Annotated in this window: 19 protein-coding genes; 3 read left to right on the top strand and 16 right to left on the bottom strand. The window is 64.3% G+C overall.

Translation table 11 applies throughout. From position 1 onward, the window contains the following. Positions 1-6: 6 nt before the first annotated feature. From H5P29_RS05675 to sdhC, 5 genes are all read right to left on the bottom strand, one after another. On the bottom strand, positions 7-456 hold the full coding sequence (locus H5P29_RS05675; protein WP_067956121.1) for a DUF3052 family protein: 450 nt from the start codon (positions 454-456) through the stop codon (positions 7-9). Beyond that, positions 456-1,310: a glycosyltransferase family 25 protein gene (locus H5P29_RS05670; RefSeq protein ID WP_067956119.1), complete on the bottom strand. Its 855-nt coding sequence runs from the start codon at positions 1,308-1,310 to the stop codon at positions 456-458. The genes H5P29_RS05675 and H5P29_RS05670 overlap by 1 nt, the downstream gene beginning before the upstream one ends. 143 nt (positions 1,311-1,453) lie before the next feature. Next, entirely contained in the window at positions 1,454-3,289 is a 1,836-nt protein-coding gene (gene sdhA / locus H5P29_RS05665; protein ID WP_067965943.1) for a succinate dehydrogenase flavoprotein subunit, read from the bottom strand. Positions 3,290-3,293: 4 nt separating this feature from the next. Beyond that, positions 3,294-3,689 carry a succinate dehydrogenase, hydrophobic membrane anchor protein gene (gene sdhD / locus H5P29_RS05660; RefSeq protein WP_067956118.1) on the bottom strand — a complete coding sequence of 132 codons (396 nt, stop codon included), beginning with the start codon at positions 3,687-3,689 and terminating at the stop codon, positions 3,294-3,296. Position 3,690: 1 nt separating this feature from the next. Next, positions 3,691-4,107: a succinate dehydrogenase, cytochrome b556 subunit gene (gene sdhC, locus H5P29_RS05655; RefSeq protein ID WP_067956116.1), complete on the bottom strand. Its 417-nt coding sequence runs from the start codon at positions 4,105-4,107 to the stop codon at positions 3,691-3,693. Between the two features lie 413 nt (positions 4,108-4,520). Here sdhC and H5P29_RS05650 point away from each other — a divergent pair, with 413 nt between their 5' ends. Continuing rightward, positions 4,521-4,871: a hypothetical protein gene (locus tag H5P29_RS05650; protein ID WP_067956114.1), complete on the top strand. Its 351-nt coding sequence runs from the start codon at positions 4,521-4,523 to the stop codon at positions 4,869-4,871. A gap of 10 nt (positions 4,872-4,881) precedes the next feature. On the opposite strand, the gene H5P29_RS05645 is transcribed toward H5P29_RS05650, so the two are convergent. The 3 genes from H5P29_RS05645 to H5P29_RS05635 form a co-directional block, all read right to left on the bottom strand. After that, complete coding sequence (locus H5P29_RS05645) at positions 4,882-6,099, bottom strand: GGDEF domain-containing protein (RefSeq protein WP_154386773.1); 1,218 nt, start codon at positions 6,097-6,099, stop codon at positions 4,882-4,884. Between the two features lie 165 nt (positions 6,100-6,264). Continuing rightward, positions 6,265-7,674 carry a 3-isopropylmalate dehydratase large subunit gene (leuC, locus tag H5P29_RS05640; protein ID WP_067956110.1) on the bottom strand — a complete coding sequence of 470 codons (1,410 nt, stop codon included), beginning with the start codon at positions 7,672-7,674 and terminating at the stop codon, positions 6,265-6,267. A 290-nt stretch (positions 7,675-7,964) separates the two neighbouring features. Then, positions 7,965-8,858 (bottom strand): haloalkane dehalogenase, encoded by an 894-nt coding sequence (locus H5P29_RS05635; RefSeq protein ID WP_067965941.1) that lies wholly within the window; start codon positions 8,856-8,858, stop codon positions 7,965-7,967. 71 nt (positions 8,859-8,929) lie between these two features. Here H5P29_RS05635 and H5P29_RS05630 point away from each other — a divergent pair, with 71 nt between their 5' ends. Beyond that, on the top strand, positions 8,930-9,409 hold the full coding sequence (locus tag H5P29_RS05630; protein WP_154386734.1) for a MarR family winged helix-turn-helix transcriptional regulator: 480 nt from the start codon (positions 8,930-8,932) through the stop codon (positions 9,407-9,409). On the opposite strand, the gene H5P29_RS05625 is transcribed toward H5P29_RS05630, so the two are convergent. The 6 genes from H5P29_RS05625 to H5P29_RS05600 form a co-directional block, all read right to left on the bottom strand. After that, the gene (locus tag H5P29_RS05625; RefSeq protein WP_067956109.1) at positions 9,406-9,951 is read right to left on the bottom strand and encodes an MgtC/SapB family protein; all 546 of its coding nucleotides are present in this window, start codon (positions 9,949-9,951) and stop codon (positions 9,406-9,408) included. The two genes, H5P29_RS05630 and H5P29_RS05625, sit on opposite strands and share 4 nt — an antisense overlap. A gap of 75 nt (positions 9,952-10,026) precedes the next feature. Beyond that, positions 10,027-10,443 carry a CopD family protein gene (locus tag H5P29_RS05620; RefSeq protein WP_067956108.1) on the bottom strand — a complete coding sequence of 139 codons (417 nt, stop codon included), beginning with the start codon at positions 10,441-10,443 and terminating at the stop codon, positions 10,027-10,029. After that, positions 10,440-10,769, bottom strand: a complete 330-nt coding sequence (locus H5P29_RS05615) for a DUF3817 domain-containing protein (RefSeq protein ID WP_154386735.1) — start codon at positions 10,767-10,769, stop codon at positions 10,440-10,442. Before H5P29_RS05615 ends, H5P29_RS05620 begins: the two co-directional genes overlap by 4 nt. 75 nt (positions 10,770-10,844) lie before the next feature. Next, positions 10,845-11,480 (bottom strand): class I SAM-dependent methyltransferase, encoded by a 636-nt coding sequence (locus H5P29_RS05610; protein ID WP_154386736.1) that lies wholly within the window; start codon positions 11,478-11,480, stop codon positions 10,845-10,847. Further along, positions 11,477-12,286: an amino acid ABC transporter permease gene (locus tag H5P29_RS05605; RefSeq protein ID WP_154386737.1), complete on the bottom strand. Its 810-nt coding sequence runs from the start codon at positions 12,284-12,286 to the stop codon at positions 11,477-11,479. Before H5P29_RS05605 ends, H5P29_RS05610 begins: the two co-directional genes overlap by 4 nt. Further along, positions 12,283-12,642 carry a helix-turn-helix domain-containing protein gene (locus H5P29_RS05600; RefSeq protein WP_246340652.1) on the bottom strand — a complete coding sequence of 120 codons (360 nt, stop codon included), beginning with the start codon at positions 12,640-12,642 and terminating at the stop codon, positions 12,283-12,285. The genes H5P29_RS05605 and H5P29_RS05600 overlap by 4 nt, the downstream gene beginning before the upstream one ends. Before the next feature lie 76 nt (positions 12,643-12,718). Here H5P29_RS05600 and H5P29_RS05595 point away from each other — a divergent pair, with 76 nt between their 5' ends. Beyond that, entirely contained in the window at positions 12,719-13,102 is a 384-nt protein-coding gene (locus H5P29_RS05595) for a nuclear transport factor 2 family protein (RefSeq protein ID WP_246340653.1), read from the top strand. A gap of 51 nt (positions 13,103-13,153) precedes the next feature. Here the strand turns inward: H5P29_RS05595 and H5P29_RS05590 are convergent, their stop codons facing one another. Together H5P29_RS05590 and H5P29_RS05585 are read right to left on the bottom strand one after the other, a co-directional pair. After that, positions 13,154-13,951: a basic amino acid ABC transporter substrate-binding protein gene (locus H5P29_RS05590; protein WP_067956101.1), complete on the bottom strand. Its 798-nt coding sequence runs from the start codon at positions 13,949-13,951 to the stop codon at positions 13,154-13,156. 157 nt (positions 13,952-14,108) lie between these two features. Further along, a complete protein-coding gene (locus H5P29_RS05585; protein ID WP_185910257.1) occupies positions 14,109-14,627 on the bottom strand; it encodes a GNAT family N-acetyltransferase in 519 nt (172 codons plus the stop codon). Between the last annotated feature and the right edge of the window lie 21 nt (positions 14,628-14,648).

Genomic DNA, 14,648 nt, shown 5'->3' with positions numbered 1-14,648 from the left:
GGTTCCTCACAGCTTGGCACGCAGTTCCTTGCGGATGACGAGCTTGAGCCCGCTCCACACGGCATCCACGGCACAGACCTTTACGTCCACCAGCCCAGTCGGCAGCACGACGTCGCGAATGACATCCTCGGTGATGTCGGTGGCGATCTTCGCTGCCTTCTTGGGCCAGGAGATCCAGACAGCGCCGTCGGGCGCGATCATCTTCTTGAATGTCTCGACATGACCTTCGAGATCGGCGCGCTTGCCGGTGAAGGCATGAACGATGTCATGCCGCTCGCCCGTTGCGCCAAGGGCTGCCCAGTCGGTCTGCGCCACAGCCGCGAAGTCGCAGGCAGTTGCCAGCCCCCGGAGATCGCCAGGCAGGTTCACGAAGACCACGCTCTGGCCGTCCTTGAGGCCGAGCTTGGCCGCAAGCGGCACAGCCGAATAACCTGCATCGGGCAAGGTCGCGGCCATCATGCCTGCACCGCCAGCCGACGCATCTGCTGGCCGACATCGACGGGCGACCATGGCGCCATGTAGAGCCCGAACAGCGACAGCGGCGAACCATGCATGGCGTTGAGCCAGAGCTGGATCCTGAGCCTGCCGCGCACCAGCCCCTGCTGAAGGAAATGGAATGGGTCACGCCGTTTGACGTGGCGGTGCGGCGTCCTGAGCTCGCCCATCGTCGTGTCGGCACCGGCCTGTGCGATCAGCCAGGGCGAAGTGTGCATCACGTCGCAGCCATGCAGCCCGGCATTGGAAATGAAATCGTCGACCGGCACGGCCAGCTTGCCGGCCCTGGCAAGCAGTTGCCCGGCAGCCTTGCGCGTCACCAGATAACCGGCGCCACCCGAAGACGGGCGCAGCGAACGCACCAGCTTCGCAGCCCCCAGGTCGGACACCGGCACGGACAGCCTGCCGCCGCTGCGGACGATGCCTTCCATCTTGACGATGTCGAAGGCGATGCCGCTGGCAAGGAGCCGGCGCATCGTCTCGGCGAAACCGTCGAGCGGTACCGCGTCGTCTTCCAGGATCACCGCGTGGTCGTGGCCGGATTCCAGGAACGCCTTCAGCGCCAGCATGTGGCTGGCAAAACATGCTTCCTCGACCAGCGCAAACATGCGGTTGCGCAGCGGATTCCAGCCGATGCCGTTGGGCGGCATATCAAGCTTCTGGCCGCGCACCGCCAGCACCTCGTCGGGGTTGCGCACATCGACTGCGGCGACACGTTCGAGCGGCCAAGGCATCGAGCCGAACAGCCGCTGGATTTCCGCCCAGCGATGCGGCGATCGGTCGAGATTGATGGCGAAGAAAGCGAGTTCGCTCATCGCCGGCACTCCCGGCGCCAGTTCTCCCAGCGCCAATGCTCCAAGCGCCAATTCTCCAAGCGCTTGTCGGCGCGCGCGCAAGCGAGGACGGCCGTTTCAGGCCCTCCAGCTTGTCTTGCGCAGCGCCGCGTCTCGACCATGGCTCAGTACACCCGCGCCTTGGGTGCGATCTTGGCCAGGGAGATGCCGCCGTCTTCTTCCTTGAGCAGCGGCTCGGTGTGCACCGGCCGGTAGGTCAGCGTCACTTTGCCGTCCTCGGCGACGTGGGCCAGCGTGTGCTGGCGCCAGTTTTCGTCGTCACGGGCCGAGAAGTCCTCGCGGGCATGCGCGCCACGGCTTTCCTTGCGTGCTTCCGCGCCATAGACGGTTGCGATGGCGTTCGACATCAGGTTTTCGAGCTCCAGCGCCTCCACCAGGTCCGAGTTCCAGATCATCGAGCGGTCGAAGACCTTGATGTCCTTCATCTCGCCCCAGATCTCGGAGATGCGCTTGCAGCCCTGCTCCAGCGATTCCTGGGTGCGGAACACGGCAGCGTCCTCCTGCATCGCCTTCTGCATCTTCTCGCGCAGCACTGCCGTCGGCGTGCCGCCATTGGCGTGGCGCAGGCGGTCGAAACGATCCATGATCTTCTCGACCGAAGCGGCGTTGGGCGACGGGATCGGCGCGTTGCGGTCGACGACCTGGCCGGCGCGGATGGCGGCGGCGCGACCGAACACCACGAGGTCGATCAGCGAGTTGGAGCCGAGACGGTTGGCGCCATGCACCGAAGCACAACCGGCCTCGCCGACGGCCATCAGGCCGGGCGACACGCGGTCCGGGTTCGCCTTGGTCGGATTCAGCACCTCGCCCCAATAGTTGGTCGGGATGCCGCCCATGTTGTAGTGCACCGTCGGCAGCACCGGGATCGGCTCGCGGGTCACGTCGACACCGGCGAAGATCTTCGCCGACTCGGAAATGCCGGGCAGCCGCTCATGCAGGACCGCCGGATCGAGGTGGTCAAGATGCAGGAAGATGTGGTCCTTGTTCTTGCCGACGCCGCGACCGTCGCGGATCTCCAGCGTCATGCAGCGCGAAACCACGTCGCGCGATGCCAGGTCCTTGGCCGATGGTGCGTAGCGCTCCATGAAGCGCTCGCCTTCGGAGTTGACGAGATAACCGCCCTCGCCACGCGCGCCTTCGGTGATCAGGCAGCCCGAACCATAGATGCCGGTCGGGTGGAACTGCACGAACTCCATGTCCTGCAAAGGCAGGCCGGCACGCGCGGCCATGCCGCCGCCGTCGCCGGTGCAGGTATGGGCCGAGGTCGCCGAGAAATAGGCGCGGCCGTAGCCTCCGGTCGCCAGCACCACCATCTTGGCCGAGAAGCGGTGGATTGTGCCGTCGTCGAGGTTCCAGGCCACGACACCGGTGCAGGTGCCATCCGGCTCCATGATCAGGTCAAGGGCGAAATACTCGATGAAGAACTGCGCGTTGTTCTTCAGCGACTGGCCGTAGAGCGTGTGCAGTATGGCGTGGCCGGTGCGGTCGGCGGCAGCGCAGGTGCGCTGCACGGGCGGGCCGTCGCCATAGTTCATCATGTGGCCGCCGAACGGCCGCTGGTAGATCTTGCCCTCTTCAGTACGCGAGAACGGCACGCCATAGTGCTCGAGCTCATAGACCGCAGCCGGCGCTTCGCGCACCAGATACTCCATCGCGTCGACATCGCCGAGCCAGTCGGAACCCTTGACGGTGTCGTACATGTGCCACTGCCAGGAGTCGGGGCCCATGTTCTGCAGCGAGGCGGCGATACCGCCCTGAGCCGCAACCGTGTGCGAGCGGGTCGGGAACACCTTGGTGATGCAGGCGGTCTTCAGCCCCTGCTCAGCCATGCCGAGCGTGGCACGCAGGCCGGCACCGCCGGCACCGACGACGACGACGTCGAACTTGTGATCGACATAGGTATAGGCGGAAGCTCCGCTGGTTTTGCCGTCCTTGGCCACCGTTTCAGCCTCCAAATGCAAGTTTGAGCAGGGCGAAGAGAGAAGCGACGCCGACAGCTACGGTAAAGAAAGTGTTGAGCATGATGAGCGTCACCTTGAGCAGCTCGCCATGCACGTAGTCCTCGATCACCACCTGCATGCCGAGGCGCATATGGTAGAGGCCCGAGACCAGCACCAGCGCCAGCACAAGCGACACCAGAGGATTGGCGAACGAGGCGCGCACGGTGGCGAAATCGGCACCGTTGAGCGCGATCAAGAGGCCAACGAAGAACAGCATCAGCGGAATGTTGGCGACCGCCGTCAGGCGCTGGCGCCAGAAATGTTCGGTACCCTCGCGGGCCGAACCCAGGCCGCGAACCTTGCCGAGCGCGGTGCGCATGTCGTTGTTCGAGCCGCTCATCCTACGCTCCCCGCACCATGTAGCCGACGATCCAGACCGCCGCCGTCAGCACCACAGAACCGACGAGCGTCGCCCAGGCGAACCTGGAGGCGGTTTCCTTTTCGAGCGCAGCACCGGTGTCCCAGACCAGGTGACGAATGCCGCCCAGCATGTGCAGCATCAAGGCCCAGGTGTAGCCGAGCAGCACCAGCTGGCCGATCCAGCTGCCATAGACCCAACTGACGAAGTCGAAATACTCCTGCGACGTCGCCGCCGCGATCAGCCACCAGGCGACCAGCAGCGTGCCGAAATACAGCGCGCAGCCGGTGATGCGGTGCAGGATCGAGGTCGTCATCGTCACCGGCGGACGATAGATGCTCAGGTGCGGCGACAAAGGCCGCGCACGCGATGTGGCTTGGGTGGCTTGTGATTTGCTCATGGCTCCCCCGGTCTGCATCCGAGCGTGGCTATGTTTGAATACGGCGCCGTCGCACCGTTTTGCGACGTCGGACTGCGCGCTTTCTAAAGCTCTTTTTGCACCGCGTCAAAGTCAGAAAACCGTTCTGGCGCACCTATTTAGTCGCATCACGGCTTCAATCGATTGAACAAATGCCGCCACTACCCCAGTGGGTGAGTCGTCACCAGACGTGCCGATGAAACAGGCAATGACGGCATCCCCCATCGGGACGATATCAGGCTACCCGTTCGTTGGCTTGGACATGCTGCAGGCATATCAGCGCAACAGAAAATTAACCATGTTTGTTAATCTTTTCCGTCCAAGCAGACGCCAAGCCTTAACAATGATTAAGAAACGGTTAATCTCCGGTTCGATCGAACAGGGAGATTTGCCCGATGCGTCCCGCACTGGCTTTGACCACATTTGCGTCTTTCATGCTTGCCGCCGGCGTCGCGCTGACCTCTCCGGCCGCCGCAGGAGGCAGCCACGACCGCGTCTATGCCGATTCGTTCGGCAACCTGATCGTCGAGAGCACCACCGGCTACAAGCGCATCATCGTCGGCGAGGGCGCTTCGGCCCGCAAGCTCGCAGCCTACACCGGTTCGACCGGACCGAAGGTCGTCTATCTCGACGGCCCCAGCGCGCAGCGCCACTGCTACCGCCCGCCCATGCTGCTCAAGGGCCGCAGCTACATGTATGGTTTCTCCGAAGGTGAAATCCCGCAGCCCGGCCTGGTCTGCCGCTGAAACTGCGCGGCTACCGGCTCGGCGGTTTGAGGCCGAACGGCACCACGGTCGAGTCCGAAAACAGCTGCACCGCGCCCCACACCCGAACGCAGTCGCGCCCGTCCTTCTTGGCTTCGTAAAGCGCTGAGTCGGCCCGCACCATCAACTGGTCGATGCTTTCGCCGGCCACCAGTTCGGCGACACCGAAGCTTGCGGTAAAGCGGCAGTCGTCCGGCAGGCCATCGATCGGCATGCCGGAGAATGCCGAGCGCGCGCCTTCGGCGAACAGCCGCGCCGAGGCCAGATGCGCGCCCGGCAGGATGATCGCGAATTCCTCGCCGCCGATCCGGCCGGCGACGTGATGACCGGCCATCGATTCGCGGATGAACTGGGCAAATGCTTCGATGACACGATCGCCCGAGGCGTGGCCGTAACTGTCGTTGATCGACTTGAAGTGATCGAGGTCGGAGATGACAAGCGTGATCGGCAGGCCCTGGCGCACCGCGTCGCGCATCGCGCTGGCCGCCCGGCGCTGGAAGCCGCCGCGGTTGAGCAGGCCCGACAACGCGTCGGTCTCCGACTTCTGCGTCGCGTCGAGCAGGATGTCGCGCACCAAAATCACCAGCAGCATCAGCGCGATCGACAGCGCGAACACCGTGCCCAGCGCCTGCGAGATCATCGCATAGGTGCTCTGCAGATAGTGATGCGGATCGGCGCCCGGGCCGCCGACGGCGAGCGCTAGATAAGGCTTGGAGAAGAACTGCAGCGCGCTGGCGAAGAGCACGCCCGCCAGCACGTAGTCGAACTGGCTGAGCTGCCGGCGCGAGCGCAGTATTGTAGCGGCACCGACGGCTTGGGCGATCGCATAAGGCGTCTGGTAGGTCATCATCCGCAGCAGCGAATCGCGGGCGAAGCCCTGCGTGGCAAACACCGCCAAGGTCGTCACGACGAGAAACGCCGCCATCGGGCCCCATGCAGGCTGCGACTCGTAGCGGGTCGCCAGCCCGACATTCATGACCATCAGCGTGGCCAGGAAGGCGACGAAGTTGGCGGTGACGATGAACCGCGTGTCTTCGAACATAGGGATCGCGAACTCGGTCCCGATATAGACGATGCCGGCGAGGTAGCAGAGCGCGAACCAGCGCGCCGAGTTGCGACGCCCGTCATAGATGGCGATCGACATGAAAGCGCCGGCCAGGAGGCCGGCAACAAACACGTTGATCGCAAGTATGAACTCGGCGCCGGTCATCGTCGACTGCAATCTCCTTCGCGCGGATGACACCACAGCCCGGCGAAAAAGACGTTAACGCAAGGGCCGAAATACCGGTCATCCCAGAGGCTTGAGACAAAAAAGCGGCGAAGCATGTGCTCCGCCGCCTTGTCTGTTTCTGCTGCGGCCCTGAGGCCGCCGTCGTCAGTGCCAGTCGCGGATGTCGACGAAGTGGCCGGCGATGGCAGCGGCCGCAGCCATGGCCGGCGACACCAGATGGGTGCGGCCCTTGAAGCCCTGGCGGCCCTCGAAGTTGCGGTTCGAGGTCGAGGCGCAGCGCTCATGCGGCTTGAGGCGGTCGTCATTCATGGCGAGGCACATCGAGCAGCCCGGCTCGCGCCAGTCGAAGCCAGCCGCCACGAAGATCTTGTCGAGGCCTTCGGCTTCCGCCTGTTCCTTGACCAGGCCCGAGCCCGGCACGATCATCGCGCTCACCGTCGAGGCGACCTTGCGGCCTTCGACGACCTTGGCGACGGCGCGCAGGTCCTCGATGCGGCCATTGGTGCACGAGCCGATGAAGACGCGGTCGACCGAAATGTCGGTGATCTTGGTGCCGGCGGTCAGGCCCATATAGTCGAGCGCGCGCTTCTTGGAGTTGCGCTTGGTCTCGTCCTCGATCGCCTCGGCATCCGGCACCACGCCGGTTACGGCGACCACGTCCTCGGGCGACGAGCCCCAGGTAACGATCGGCGGCAGCTTGGCTGCGTCGAGCACGATGACCTTGTCGAAATGCGCACCTTCGTCCGAATGCAGCGTCTTCCAGTAGTCGAGCGCCATCTCGAAGGCCTTGCCCTTCGGCGCGCGCGGCTTGTCCTTGACGTAGGCGTAGGTCTTCTCGTCAGGCGCGATCAGGCCGGCGCGGGCGCCGCCTTCGATCGACATGTTGCAGATCGTCATGCGGCCTTCCATCGACAGGGCACGGATCGCCTCGCCAGCATATTCGATGACGTAGCCGGTGCCGCCGGCGGTGCCGATTTCGCCGATGATGGCAAGCACGATGTCCTTGGCGGTCACGCCTTCCGGCAGTTGGCCGTCGACACGTACCAGCATGTTCTTGGCCTTCTTCTGGATCAGCGTCTGGGTCGCCAGGACGTGTTCCACTTCCGAGGTGCCGATGCCGTGCGCCAATGCACCAAAAGCACCATGCGTCGAGGTGTGGCTGTCGCCGCAGACGATGGTCATGCCCGGCAGGGTGAAGCCCTGCTCGGGACCGACGATATGGACGATACCCTGGCGCTTGTCGTTCTCGGAGTAATACTCGACGCCGAAATCGGCCGAGTTCTTGGCCAGCGCCTCGACCTGGATGCGGCTTTCCTCGTTCTTGATGCCGTTCTTGCGGTCCGGCGAGGTCGGCACGTTGTGGTCGACCACGGCGAGCGTCTTCTCGGGATGACGGACCTTGCGGCCGGTCATGCGCAGGCCTTCGAAGGCCTGCGGGCTCGTCACTTCGTGCACGAGGTGACGGTCGATGTAGAGCAGGCAGGTGCCGTCTTCCTGGCGGTCGACGACGTGGTCGTCAAAGATCTTGTCGTAGAGGGTACGCGGTGCGCTCATGGCTTTGGATCCGTCGATATGAAACTTGGGAAGGCTAAAGGGCGCGCCAAAGGCCCGTCGGCTCGGCGCAGGCGACTAGATAAGTCGGCTGGTCAACGCGCCTGAAATCCGGGCAAAGAATCGCGACGGCAGGCGCTTGTGGTCCTGCAGCACGAAACCCTTGTAGGCCGGATCTCCAAAGAGTGCTTCCATAAGCGGCTCAATACCAATCTTTTGACGTTCCGGCAATCGCAAGCTCCGCCTGGCCCAAGCGGCAAGATGGCGGAGCGTCCACGGATGCCCGCAAGCAGCTATACGATGCGCGCCAGCGCAGCCTCGCCGCGGCGCAGCCCATGCCGGTCGGCCCAGCCTGAAACAGCGGCAGCAATCGCTTCCGGCTGGTCTTCCGGCGCCGCATGCCGGGCTGGACCGCAGTTCTCGATCTCGAGGCTGGCAATGTTGTCGGCGCACCACCGGATCATCTCCTCCCCGATCATCAACGTCTCCATCGAACCTTCGAAGGTTAAGAGCAGCTTCGGCACGCCGCCGCTCGCCGCCAGCCAGCGGTCATAGGCCTCGATGCGGGCAATCACATCGGCTGGCTCGCCGTCGATCGGCATGGCGCGTGGCCAGGCGAGCAGTGGCCGCCGGCTTTCGCGGGTCGGATAGGGCTTGCGATAGACGTCGAGATCCCCGTCGCTCAGCCCATTGAGCACGGTGGCGCGCAGGGCGAACTCTATGAAGAAGTTCTCGTCCAGCACCTTGGCCTCGCCGGTGCCCGCGCCGCGAAGTGCCTCATAGCGTGGCCGGGCGCTTTCGGCGAAGTCGGCCCAGCTCATCGGACGCACGATCGTCTCCATCACGGCGATGCCGCGCACCCGCCCGGGATGGCGCGCGGCCCAGTCGAAGGCCAGCGCCCCGCCCCAGTCGTGACCGACAAGCACCACCTCCTCCAGCCCCATCGCCTCGAACCAGGCGTCGAGATAGCGGGCGTGATCGTCGAAGCTGTAGGCAATGTCAGGTTTGCCTGAACCGCCCATGCCGATCAGGTCGGGCGCAAGCCGGCGCACGCCGTCGCCCATGCCGGGAAGCACGTTGCGCCACAGATAGGACGATGTCGGGTTGCCGTGCAGGAACACGAACGGCACGCCGTGCCCCACATCCACATAGGAGATTGTCGAGTCGAGTACGCTGATTGCAGGCATCTGGCTTTCCTTCCCGTCGCTCAAGTAGTAAGGTGCCTGTCTAATATCAATTAGTCAGGCACCTGTCCATCTTGAAAGAGACGATCCCGGAAAATCCGCCGCTCGGCCTGTTGCTGCGCCTGGTCCACCAGCATTGGACCCAGGCCGTCGACACCGCCCTCGACGCTGCCGGATTCGGCGACATTCGTCCGCCGCACGCCAACGTCTTCACCTTCACCCCATCGCAAGGCATCCAGGTCAGCGAACTGACCAAGCTCGCCCATGTCCGCAAGCAGACGATGGCCCAGGCGGTGGAGGAGCTGGAGAAGCTTGGTTATGTCGAGCGCCGACCCGATCCCAACGACCGCCGCGGCCGGCTGGTCTTCCTCACGGAACGCGGCAAGGCCGTGCGCCCCATCGCCGCCGCCACAGGGCGCAAGGTTGACGAGCGCTGGGCCGAACTGACCAGCCCGCAAGAGATGGAGGCGTTGCGGCAGGCGCTGCGGCTGCTGTTCGAAAAGGTGCGCGACGACGTGACGACCCGCCCAGGCGATGAGACGAAGGCTGACTAGCCGGCCTTGCCCTTGCCCGGGCTATGCGCACCCGGCTTTTCGTCGCGTTTGTCCTCGCTGAGGTCGAACTTGACCTCGAAGCGGTGCAGCAAGCCGAGAACGCACAGTGCGAGCAGGGTGACGAAGGCCGCGATCTGCCAGAGCCCAAGGCCTGCGGCGAGGCCGATGGCGCCCGCCAGCCACATACCGGCACCCGTCGTCAGCCCCTGCACCTCGCCCCTGCTGAAAAACACCACGCCCGCGGCAAGGAAGGCGACGCCGGCGGTCACCGCCTCGACGACGCGGATCGGATCGACCTTGGCGCCGTCCTTCAGCACCTCCGGTCCGAACATCGGCGCATGCACGATCTCGATGGTCAGCAGCGCGAAGGTTGCCGCCGCCACACAGACGAGGATATGTGTCCTCAGACCCGCCGGCCGGTTGCGCCATTCACGCTCGAAGCCGATGGCCGCGCCGAAGACGGCAGCCAGCAGCATGCGCGCGACGATGACGGGAAACGAGGTGTAGGTCGGATGGCCGAATTCTTCGACGAGCTGTTCCATGGGGGCCTCATGATTGGTTCGGCTCCCAACGCGCCATGGCAAGGGTGGTTCCTCGCCCGGAACAGCCCGCTTCGCTCAGAACGGCTTGATGATCACCAGCCCGACAATGCCGAGCAACAGCAGGCCGACCAGCCAATGCAGCTTCAGCACGATGCCGGCAGGCTTCGCCAGCCTGGCGCCTGCGAGCTGCCGCAACTGGCCCGACAGCACGCCATGCAGGCCCGACATCGCCACGACAAGCGCCAGCTTGGCGTGCAGCCAGGCGTCGCCGAAAGAGCCGAGGTCATAAGCGAGATAGAGCCCCAGCGCCCAGACGATCATCATCGCCGGCGTCGACAGCATCGAGAAGCCGGCGCGCAACTGCGCCGCCTGCCGCGAATCGATGCCGCCATTCCGGGCCATGTGCGACAATGCCAGCGGCACTGATATCATGCCTGACAGCCAGACCACCATCGCCACGACATGCAGAGACTTGATGACGAGATAGCTCATTGCCCTGCCGTCTGGTTGGCCGCCCTGGCGGCGAGGAAGCGATCATTGATGAAGGTGCCGAAGGGCACGAGGCAGGCGAGGCCGGTGCGCAGCATCTCCCTGAGCGACCAACCACCGCCGGAGAAATTGTCGACTAGGCACACGACGTAGAAGACGAAGGCGAGGCCGTGGACCGGCCCGGCCGCGCTGACGATTGCGGGATAGCCGGCCAGATGTTTCATCGGGACAGCAAACAGCACGAGGAAAAGCAGCGTGCTTCCCTCGAACAGGCCCGCGAAGCGCAGGCGGGAGAGTGGATTGGAGAGGATCTTGCGAATGGTTTCCATGCCGCGAGATTTGTCCGCGGCCGTGCCGCTCGCAATCGTCCATCCGGTCGCAGAGGCCGAATGACGCGCGACATCTCAGACAACCCTGAATATATACGCCTTGACCAGCACATCCGGTTCGGCCACGGCAAAGGCCCGGAAAGCAGGGCTCTCCTCGACCGCCTGCCATCTTCCGGTCGCCACAAGTTCAGTGAACTTATCCTGGAAACCGCCCGCTTCCAGGACCACGTCGCGGACGGTGAAGATGACGAAGCCACCCGGCCGCGTGATCCGGACCAATTCGTCCAGGCTCGATGCCGGCGCATGGCCCGCCGTGAACACGCCGGTCGAGAAGACGGCGGCGAAATGCCGGTCGGCCCAAGGCAACGGACCGCCGAGTGCGGCCTGCGTCAGCGCGCTGTGGCCGCCGCGTGCCCGCGCCAGTTCGAGCATTTCCTCGGAGAAGTCGAGCCCTTCGATGTCGTCATATCCAAGCGCCTGGAGATACGGCCCCGACAGTCCGGTGCCGCAACCGGCATCGAGCAGCGGTCCTTCGCCCTTGGGCACGTGCCGCGCCACCCACGCCGCGATCACGAAGGGCAGGCAGTATCCCAGCGCCGCTGTCTCGGTGTCGTAGCCGTTCGCCCAGGCCGCATAGGCCGCCGCCAGCTGCATTTCTGTCTCTGCCGCATAGACCATGTCGAGCGCAGTCTTGTCGGCACCTCCGGTCATGGCGTGAAATCCCTGCGCATCCGCCGCTCCAGCGCCCGCAGGCTGAGCGACAGCCCGACGGTCAGGAGCAGGTAGACATAGGCTACGATAGAGTAGGTCTCGAAGAAGCGGAATGAGCCCGAGGCATAGACCTTGGCCATCTGGGTGATGTCGGCGACGCCAAGCACCGACACCAGCGAGGAATCCTTCACCATGGCGATAAAGTCGTTGCCATAGGGCGGCAGGATGGTCCTGAATGCCTGCGGCCAGACAATCAGCCGAAAGCGCTGGGTGCGCGACAATCCCAGCGCCTTCGCCGCCTCGATCTGGCCGACATCGACGGCCTGGATGCCGGCGCGGAAAATTTCGGCGATGAAGGACGAATAGGCGATCGTGAGTGCAATGATCGCCCGCCACAGCAGCGAGAAGTCGCGCACCTGCATCGGCTCGACCAGCCCCGCCGATTGCAGCGGTAGCGTCACCCAGTTCCACGCCACGACGAAGGCCGGCGCGCCGACGAAAGCGATCCAGAACAGCAGCACCAGGATCGGCAGGCCGCGAATGATCTCGACATAGAAACGCGAAACCTGACGCAGCAGCTTGGAATTCGACAGCCCGAGCAGGGCGATGAGCAGCCCGAGCGCCGAGGCCATGGCGAAGGCGACGATGGTGACGAAAAGTGTTACCCAAAGCCCTTTGACGAGGGTCGACAGGATCTGGCCGTAGACGTCGCTGGCCGCGATGGTCACCGCCGAAACCACACCGATCGCCACGGCAGCCACCAGCCACCACGGGAAATCGTCCTTCTTGACCCGGTACTGGCTCATGCTGCGTCCTGCCGCGGCCCGGCAAAAGAATGCGGCAGCGTCTCGAACTGGTCGAGCAAGGCGACCACCCGGCGACCGCCCGCCGTCAACGAATAGACGACGCCGCGCGGGAAAGCTGAAACTGCGTCGCGCTCGACAAGGCCGCGTCTCAACAGGCCGTCCAACCGCTCCGACAGCACCTTGGCGGTGACCCCGGGCAGCCGTGCCATCAGGTCGCCATGCCGCTTCGCGCCCACCGACAGCTGCCACAACACCAGCGCGTTCCAGCGATGGCCGAGAAAAGAGAGCCAGTCTTCTACCGGACATAGCTCCGGCCGTCGCGGCATCGGCACCTCGCGCTCGCTGGTCGCGGTCATCTCTGCACTCATTCGGGGTACCCGTTTGGATAGCTCTGCAAGGGCGTGTTCTGGTCGCCGAAACAGGAGAAAGCCAATGTCATCAAAAGTCTACCGGCCGGCCGACATGAACGAAACTTTTGCCGCCATCCGCAACAGCGGCGATGTCGAGGCTCTGCTTGGGCTCTACGAGGAAGATGCCCGCCTGCTGGTCGATGCCGGCGGCGAGGGCTTTGCCGGCAAGGCCGCCATCGCCGAAGAACTTGAGCGGCTCGTGCGCATGCCCGGCACGATGAGGTCGCAAAACACCTTCTGCGTCGAGCATGGCGACCTGGCGCTGCTGCGCGCCGATTTCGCGATCGTCGATGACGAAGGCCGCCCCCTCTATTTCGGCTTCACTGCCGAGATCGTGCGCAGGCAGGCCGACGGCACGTGGCTCTATGTCGTCGACCACGCCGGCGCCAGCCGCTACCGAGCCTAGGCTCGACCAACAGTTTGCCGTCTCCGCCAGATGGAGGAGACGGCAGCGCAATCACTGCCCCATCTTGTAGTCGAGGAACCACTTCTTGTTCAGCTTGTCGAAGGTGCCGTCAGCCTTCAGCGCCGCGATCGCCTGGTTGATCGGAGCGACGAGGTCCGAGCCCTTCTTGAAGATGAAACCGAAATCCTCGCTGCCCAGCGGCTCGCCCACCACCTTGAGCTTGCCTTCCGAGGCGTCGACATAACCCTGGGCGGCGACGCTGTCGGTCAGCACGAGGTCGACGTCGCCGGCCTTGAGCGCCTGCACGGTAGCGCCGAAGGTCTCGAACAGCTTGATGCGCGGGTTCTGCTCGTTGCCGTCGAGGATCTCGTAGACGGCGGTGTAGAAAGGCGAGGTGCCCGGCTGCGCCGCGATCAGGCCGTCCTTGAGCGCACCGAAGCTCTTGGCGTCGGTGAAGCGGCTCTCGTCTGATCGCACCAGCATGAACTGCTGTGACCGCATATAGGGGTCGGAGAAGTCGACCTTCTCCTTGCGCTCGTCCTTGATGGTGATGCCGGTCATGCCGATCTGGTACTGGCCGTCCGAGACCGCCTGGATCATGGCGTCCCACGAGGTGTTCTGGTACTCGATCTTGACGTTCAGACGCTTGGCGATCTCGTCCATGGCGTCGTACTCCCAGCCGATCTGCTTGCCGGTCTTGGGGTCGATGAACTGCAGCGGCGGATAGGCATTTTCGGTCACCACGACGACCGACTTGCCGCCAAGATCCGGCAGGCTCTGGGCCATGGCGGCCAAGGGCAGAAGCACGACAGCCAGCGCGCCGGCCAGCGACAGTTTGAAATTAGACATGATGCGTTCCCCGAAACGAGAAGACCGGCGGCGCCGGTCGATTTGCGCCAGACTTTAGCCGTCCCAAGCGTGCTTGCAAGCATGGACGATGCGCTGGCACAGCCGAATGCACTGTATCTGTTTCGCTTTTGGCCCGTTTGCGAAACAACCCCCGGCCTCAGCCACCCGGCTGGTAAATCAGCAGATGCTCGTCATGAAACACGCCGTCGACGAGAAGCGCCCTCGGCTCGACGCCGTAGCTGACGAATCCAAGACCGAGATAGAGCCTGAGTGCCGGCAGATTGTCGGCGATCACATGGGCATGCAGTGCAAGGCCGCGTTCGGTCGCATGGTCGATCACCTGCCGCACCAGCGCCCGGGCGGAACCCGTGCCGCGCCAGACCGGATCGACATAAACGCCGAACATCGCGCCCTTGTGCCGTGTCTTGCGCCGCTTGTCGCCGATGAAGGTCGCGACGCCGACGAGCTCGCCATCGCCAAACACGCCATACACCGCATCGGGTTCGGCAAGGCTGATCCGCGCCTCGAAATCGGCGTCGGTCAGGTGCGCCTCGTCTTCCGGGCTCGAGCTGAAAGCCAGCGGCGCGTTTTCAAGCGCAGCAAACCGCAGCTTGCGATAGGCAGCGCCCTCGCCCGGTATAAGCCGACGCACGACGAAATCCCGCGAACTCACCACCAACAAATCCTCCTCAAACGC

The organism is Aminobacter sp. MDW-2 (genome assembly GCF_014250155.1).
Classification (GTDB): domain Bacteria; phylum Pseudomonadota; class Alphaproteobacteria; order Rhizobiales; family Rhizobiaceae; genus Aminobacter; species Aminobacter ciceronei.
The sequence above is the reverse complement of the archived record's forward strand: the minus strand, read 5'-3'. Positions and strand labels throughout refer to the sequence as shown.

Coding starts and splice junctions, on each gene's coding strand:
- H5P29_RS05675 (WP_067956121.1), bottom strand. CDS start 456: ATGGCCGCGACCTTGCCCGATGCAGGTTATTCGGCTGTGCCGCTTGCG.
- H5P29_RS05670 (WP_067956119.1), bottom strand. CDS start 1,310: ATGAGCGAACTCGCTTTCTTCGCCATCAATCTCGACCGATCGCCGCAT.
- sdhD (WP_067956118.1), bottom strand. CDS start 3,689: ATGAGCGGCTCGAACAACGACATGCGCACCGCGCTCGGCAAGGTTCGC.
- sdhC (WP_067956116.1), bottom strand. CDS start 4,107: ATGAGCAAATCACAAGCCACCCAAGCCACATCGCGTGCGCGGCCTTTG.
- H5P29_RS05650 (WP_067956114.1), top strand. CDS start 4,521: ATGCGTCCCGCACTGGCTTTGACCACATTTGCGTCTTTCATGCTTGCC.
- H5P29_RS05645 (WP_154386773.1), bottom strand. CDS start 6,099: ATGACCGGCGCCGAGTTCATACTTGCGATCAACGTGTTTGTTGCCGGC.
- leuC (WP_067956110.1), bottom strand. CDS start 7,674: ATGAGCGCACCGCGTACCCTCTACGACAAGATCTTTGACGACCACGTC.
- H5P29_RS05635 (WP_067965941.1), bottom strand. CDS start 8,858: ATGCCTGCAATCAGCGTACTCGACTCGACAATCTCCTATGTGGATGTG.
- H5P29_RS05625 (WP_067956109.1), bottom strand. CDS start 9,951: ATGGAACAGCTCGTCGAAGAATTCGGCCATCCGACCTACACCTCGTTT.
- H5P29_RS05620 (WP_067956108.1), bottom strand. CDS start 10,443: ATGAGCTATCTCGTCATCAAGTCTCTGCATGTCGTGGCGATGGTGGTC.
- H5P29_RS05615 (WP_154386735.1), bottom strand. CDS start 10,769: ATGGAAACCATTCGCAAGATCCTCTCCAATCCACTCTCCCGCCTGCGC.
- H5P29_RS05610 (WP_154386736.1), bottom strand. CDS start 11,480: ATGACCGGAGGTGCCGACAAGACTGCGCTCGACATGGTCTATGCGGCA.
- H5P29_RS05605 (WP_154386737.1), bottom strand. CDS start 12,286: ATGAGCCAGTACCGGGTCAAGAAGGACGATTTCCCGTGGTGGCTGGTG.
- H5P29_RS05600 (WP_246340652.1), bottom strand. CDS start 12,642: ATGACCGCGACCAGCGAGCGCGAGGTGCCGATGCCGCGACGGCCGGAG.
- H5P29_RS05595 (WP_246340653.1), top strand. CDS start 12,719: ATGTCATCAAAAGTCTACCGGCCGGCCGACATGAACGAAACTTTTGCC.
- H5P29_RS05590 (WP_067956101.1), bottom strand. CDS start 13,951: ATGTCTAATTTCAAACTGTCGCTGGCCGGCGCGCTGGCTGTCGTGCTT.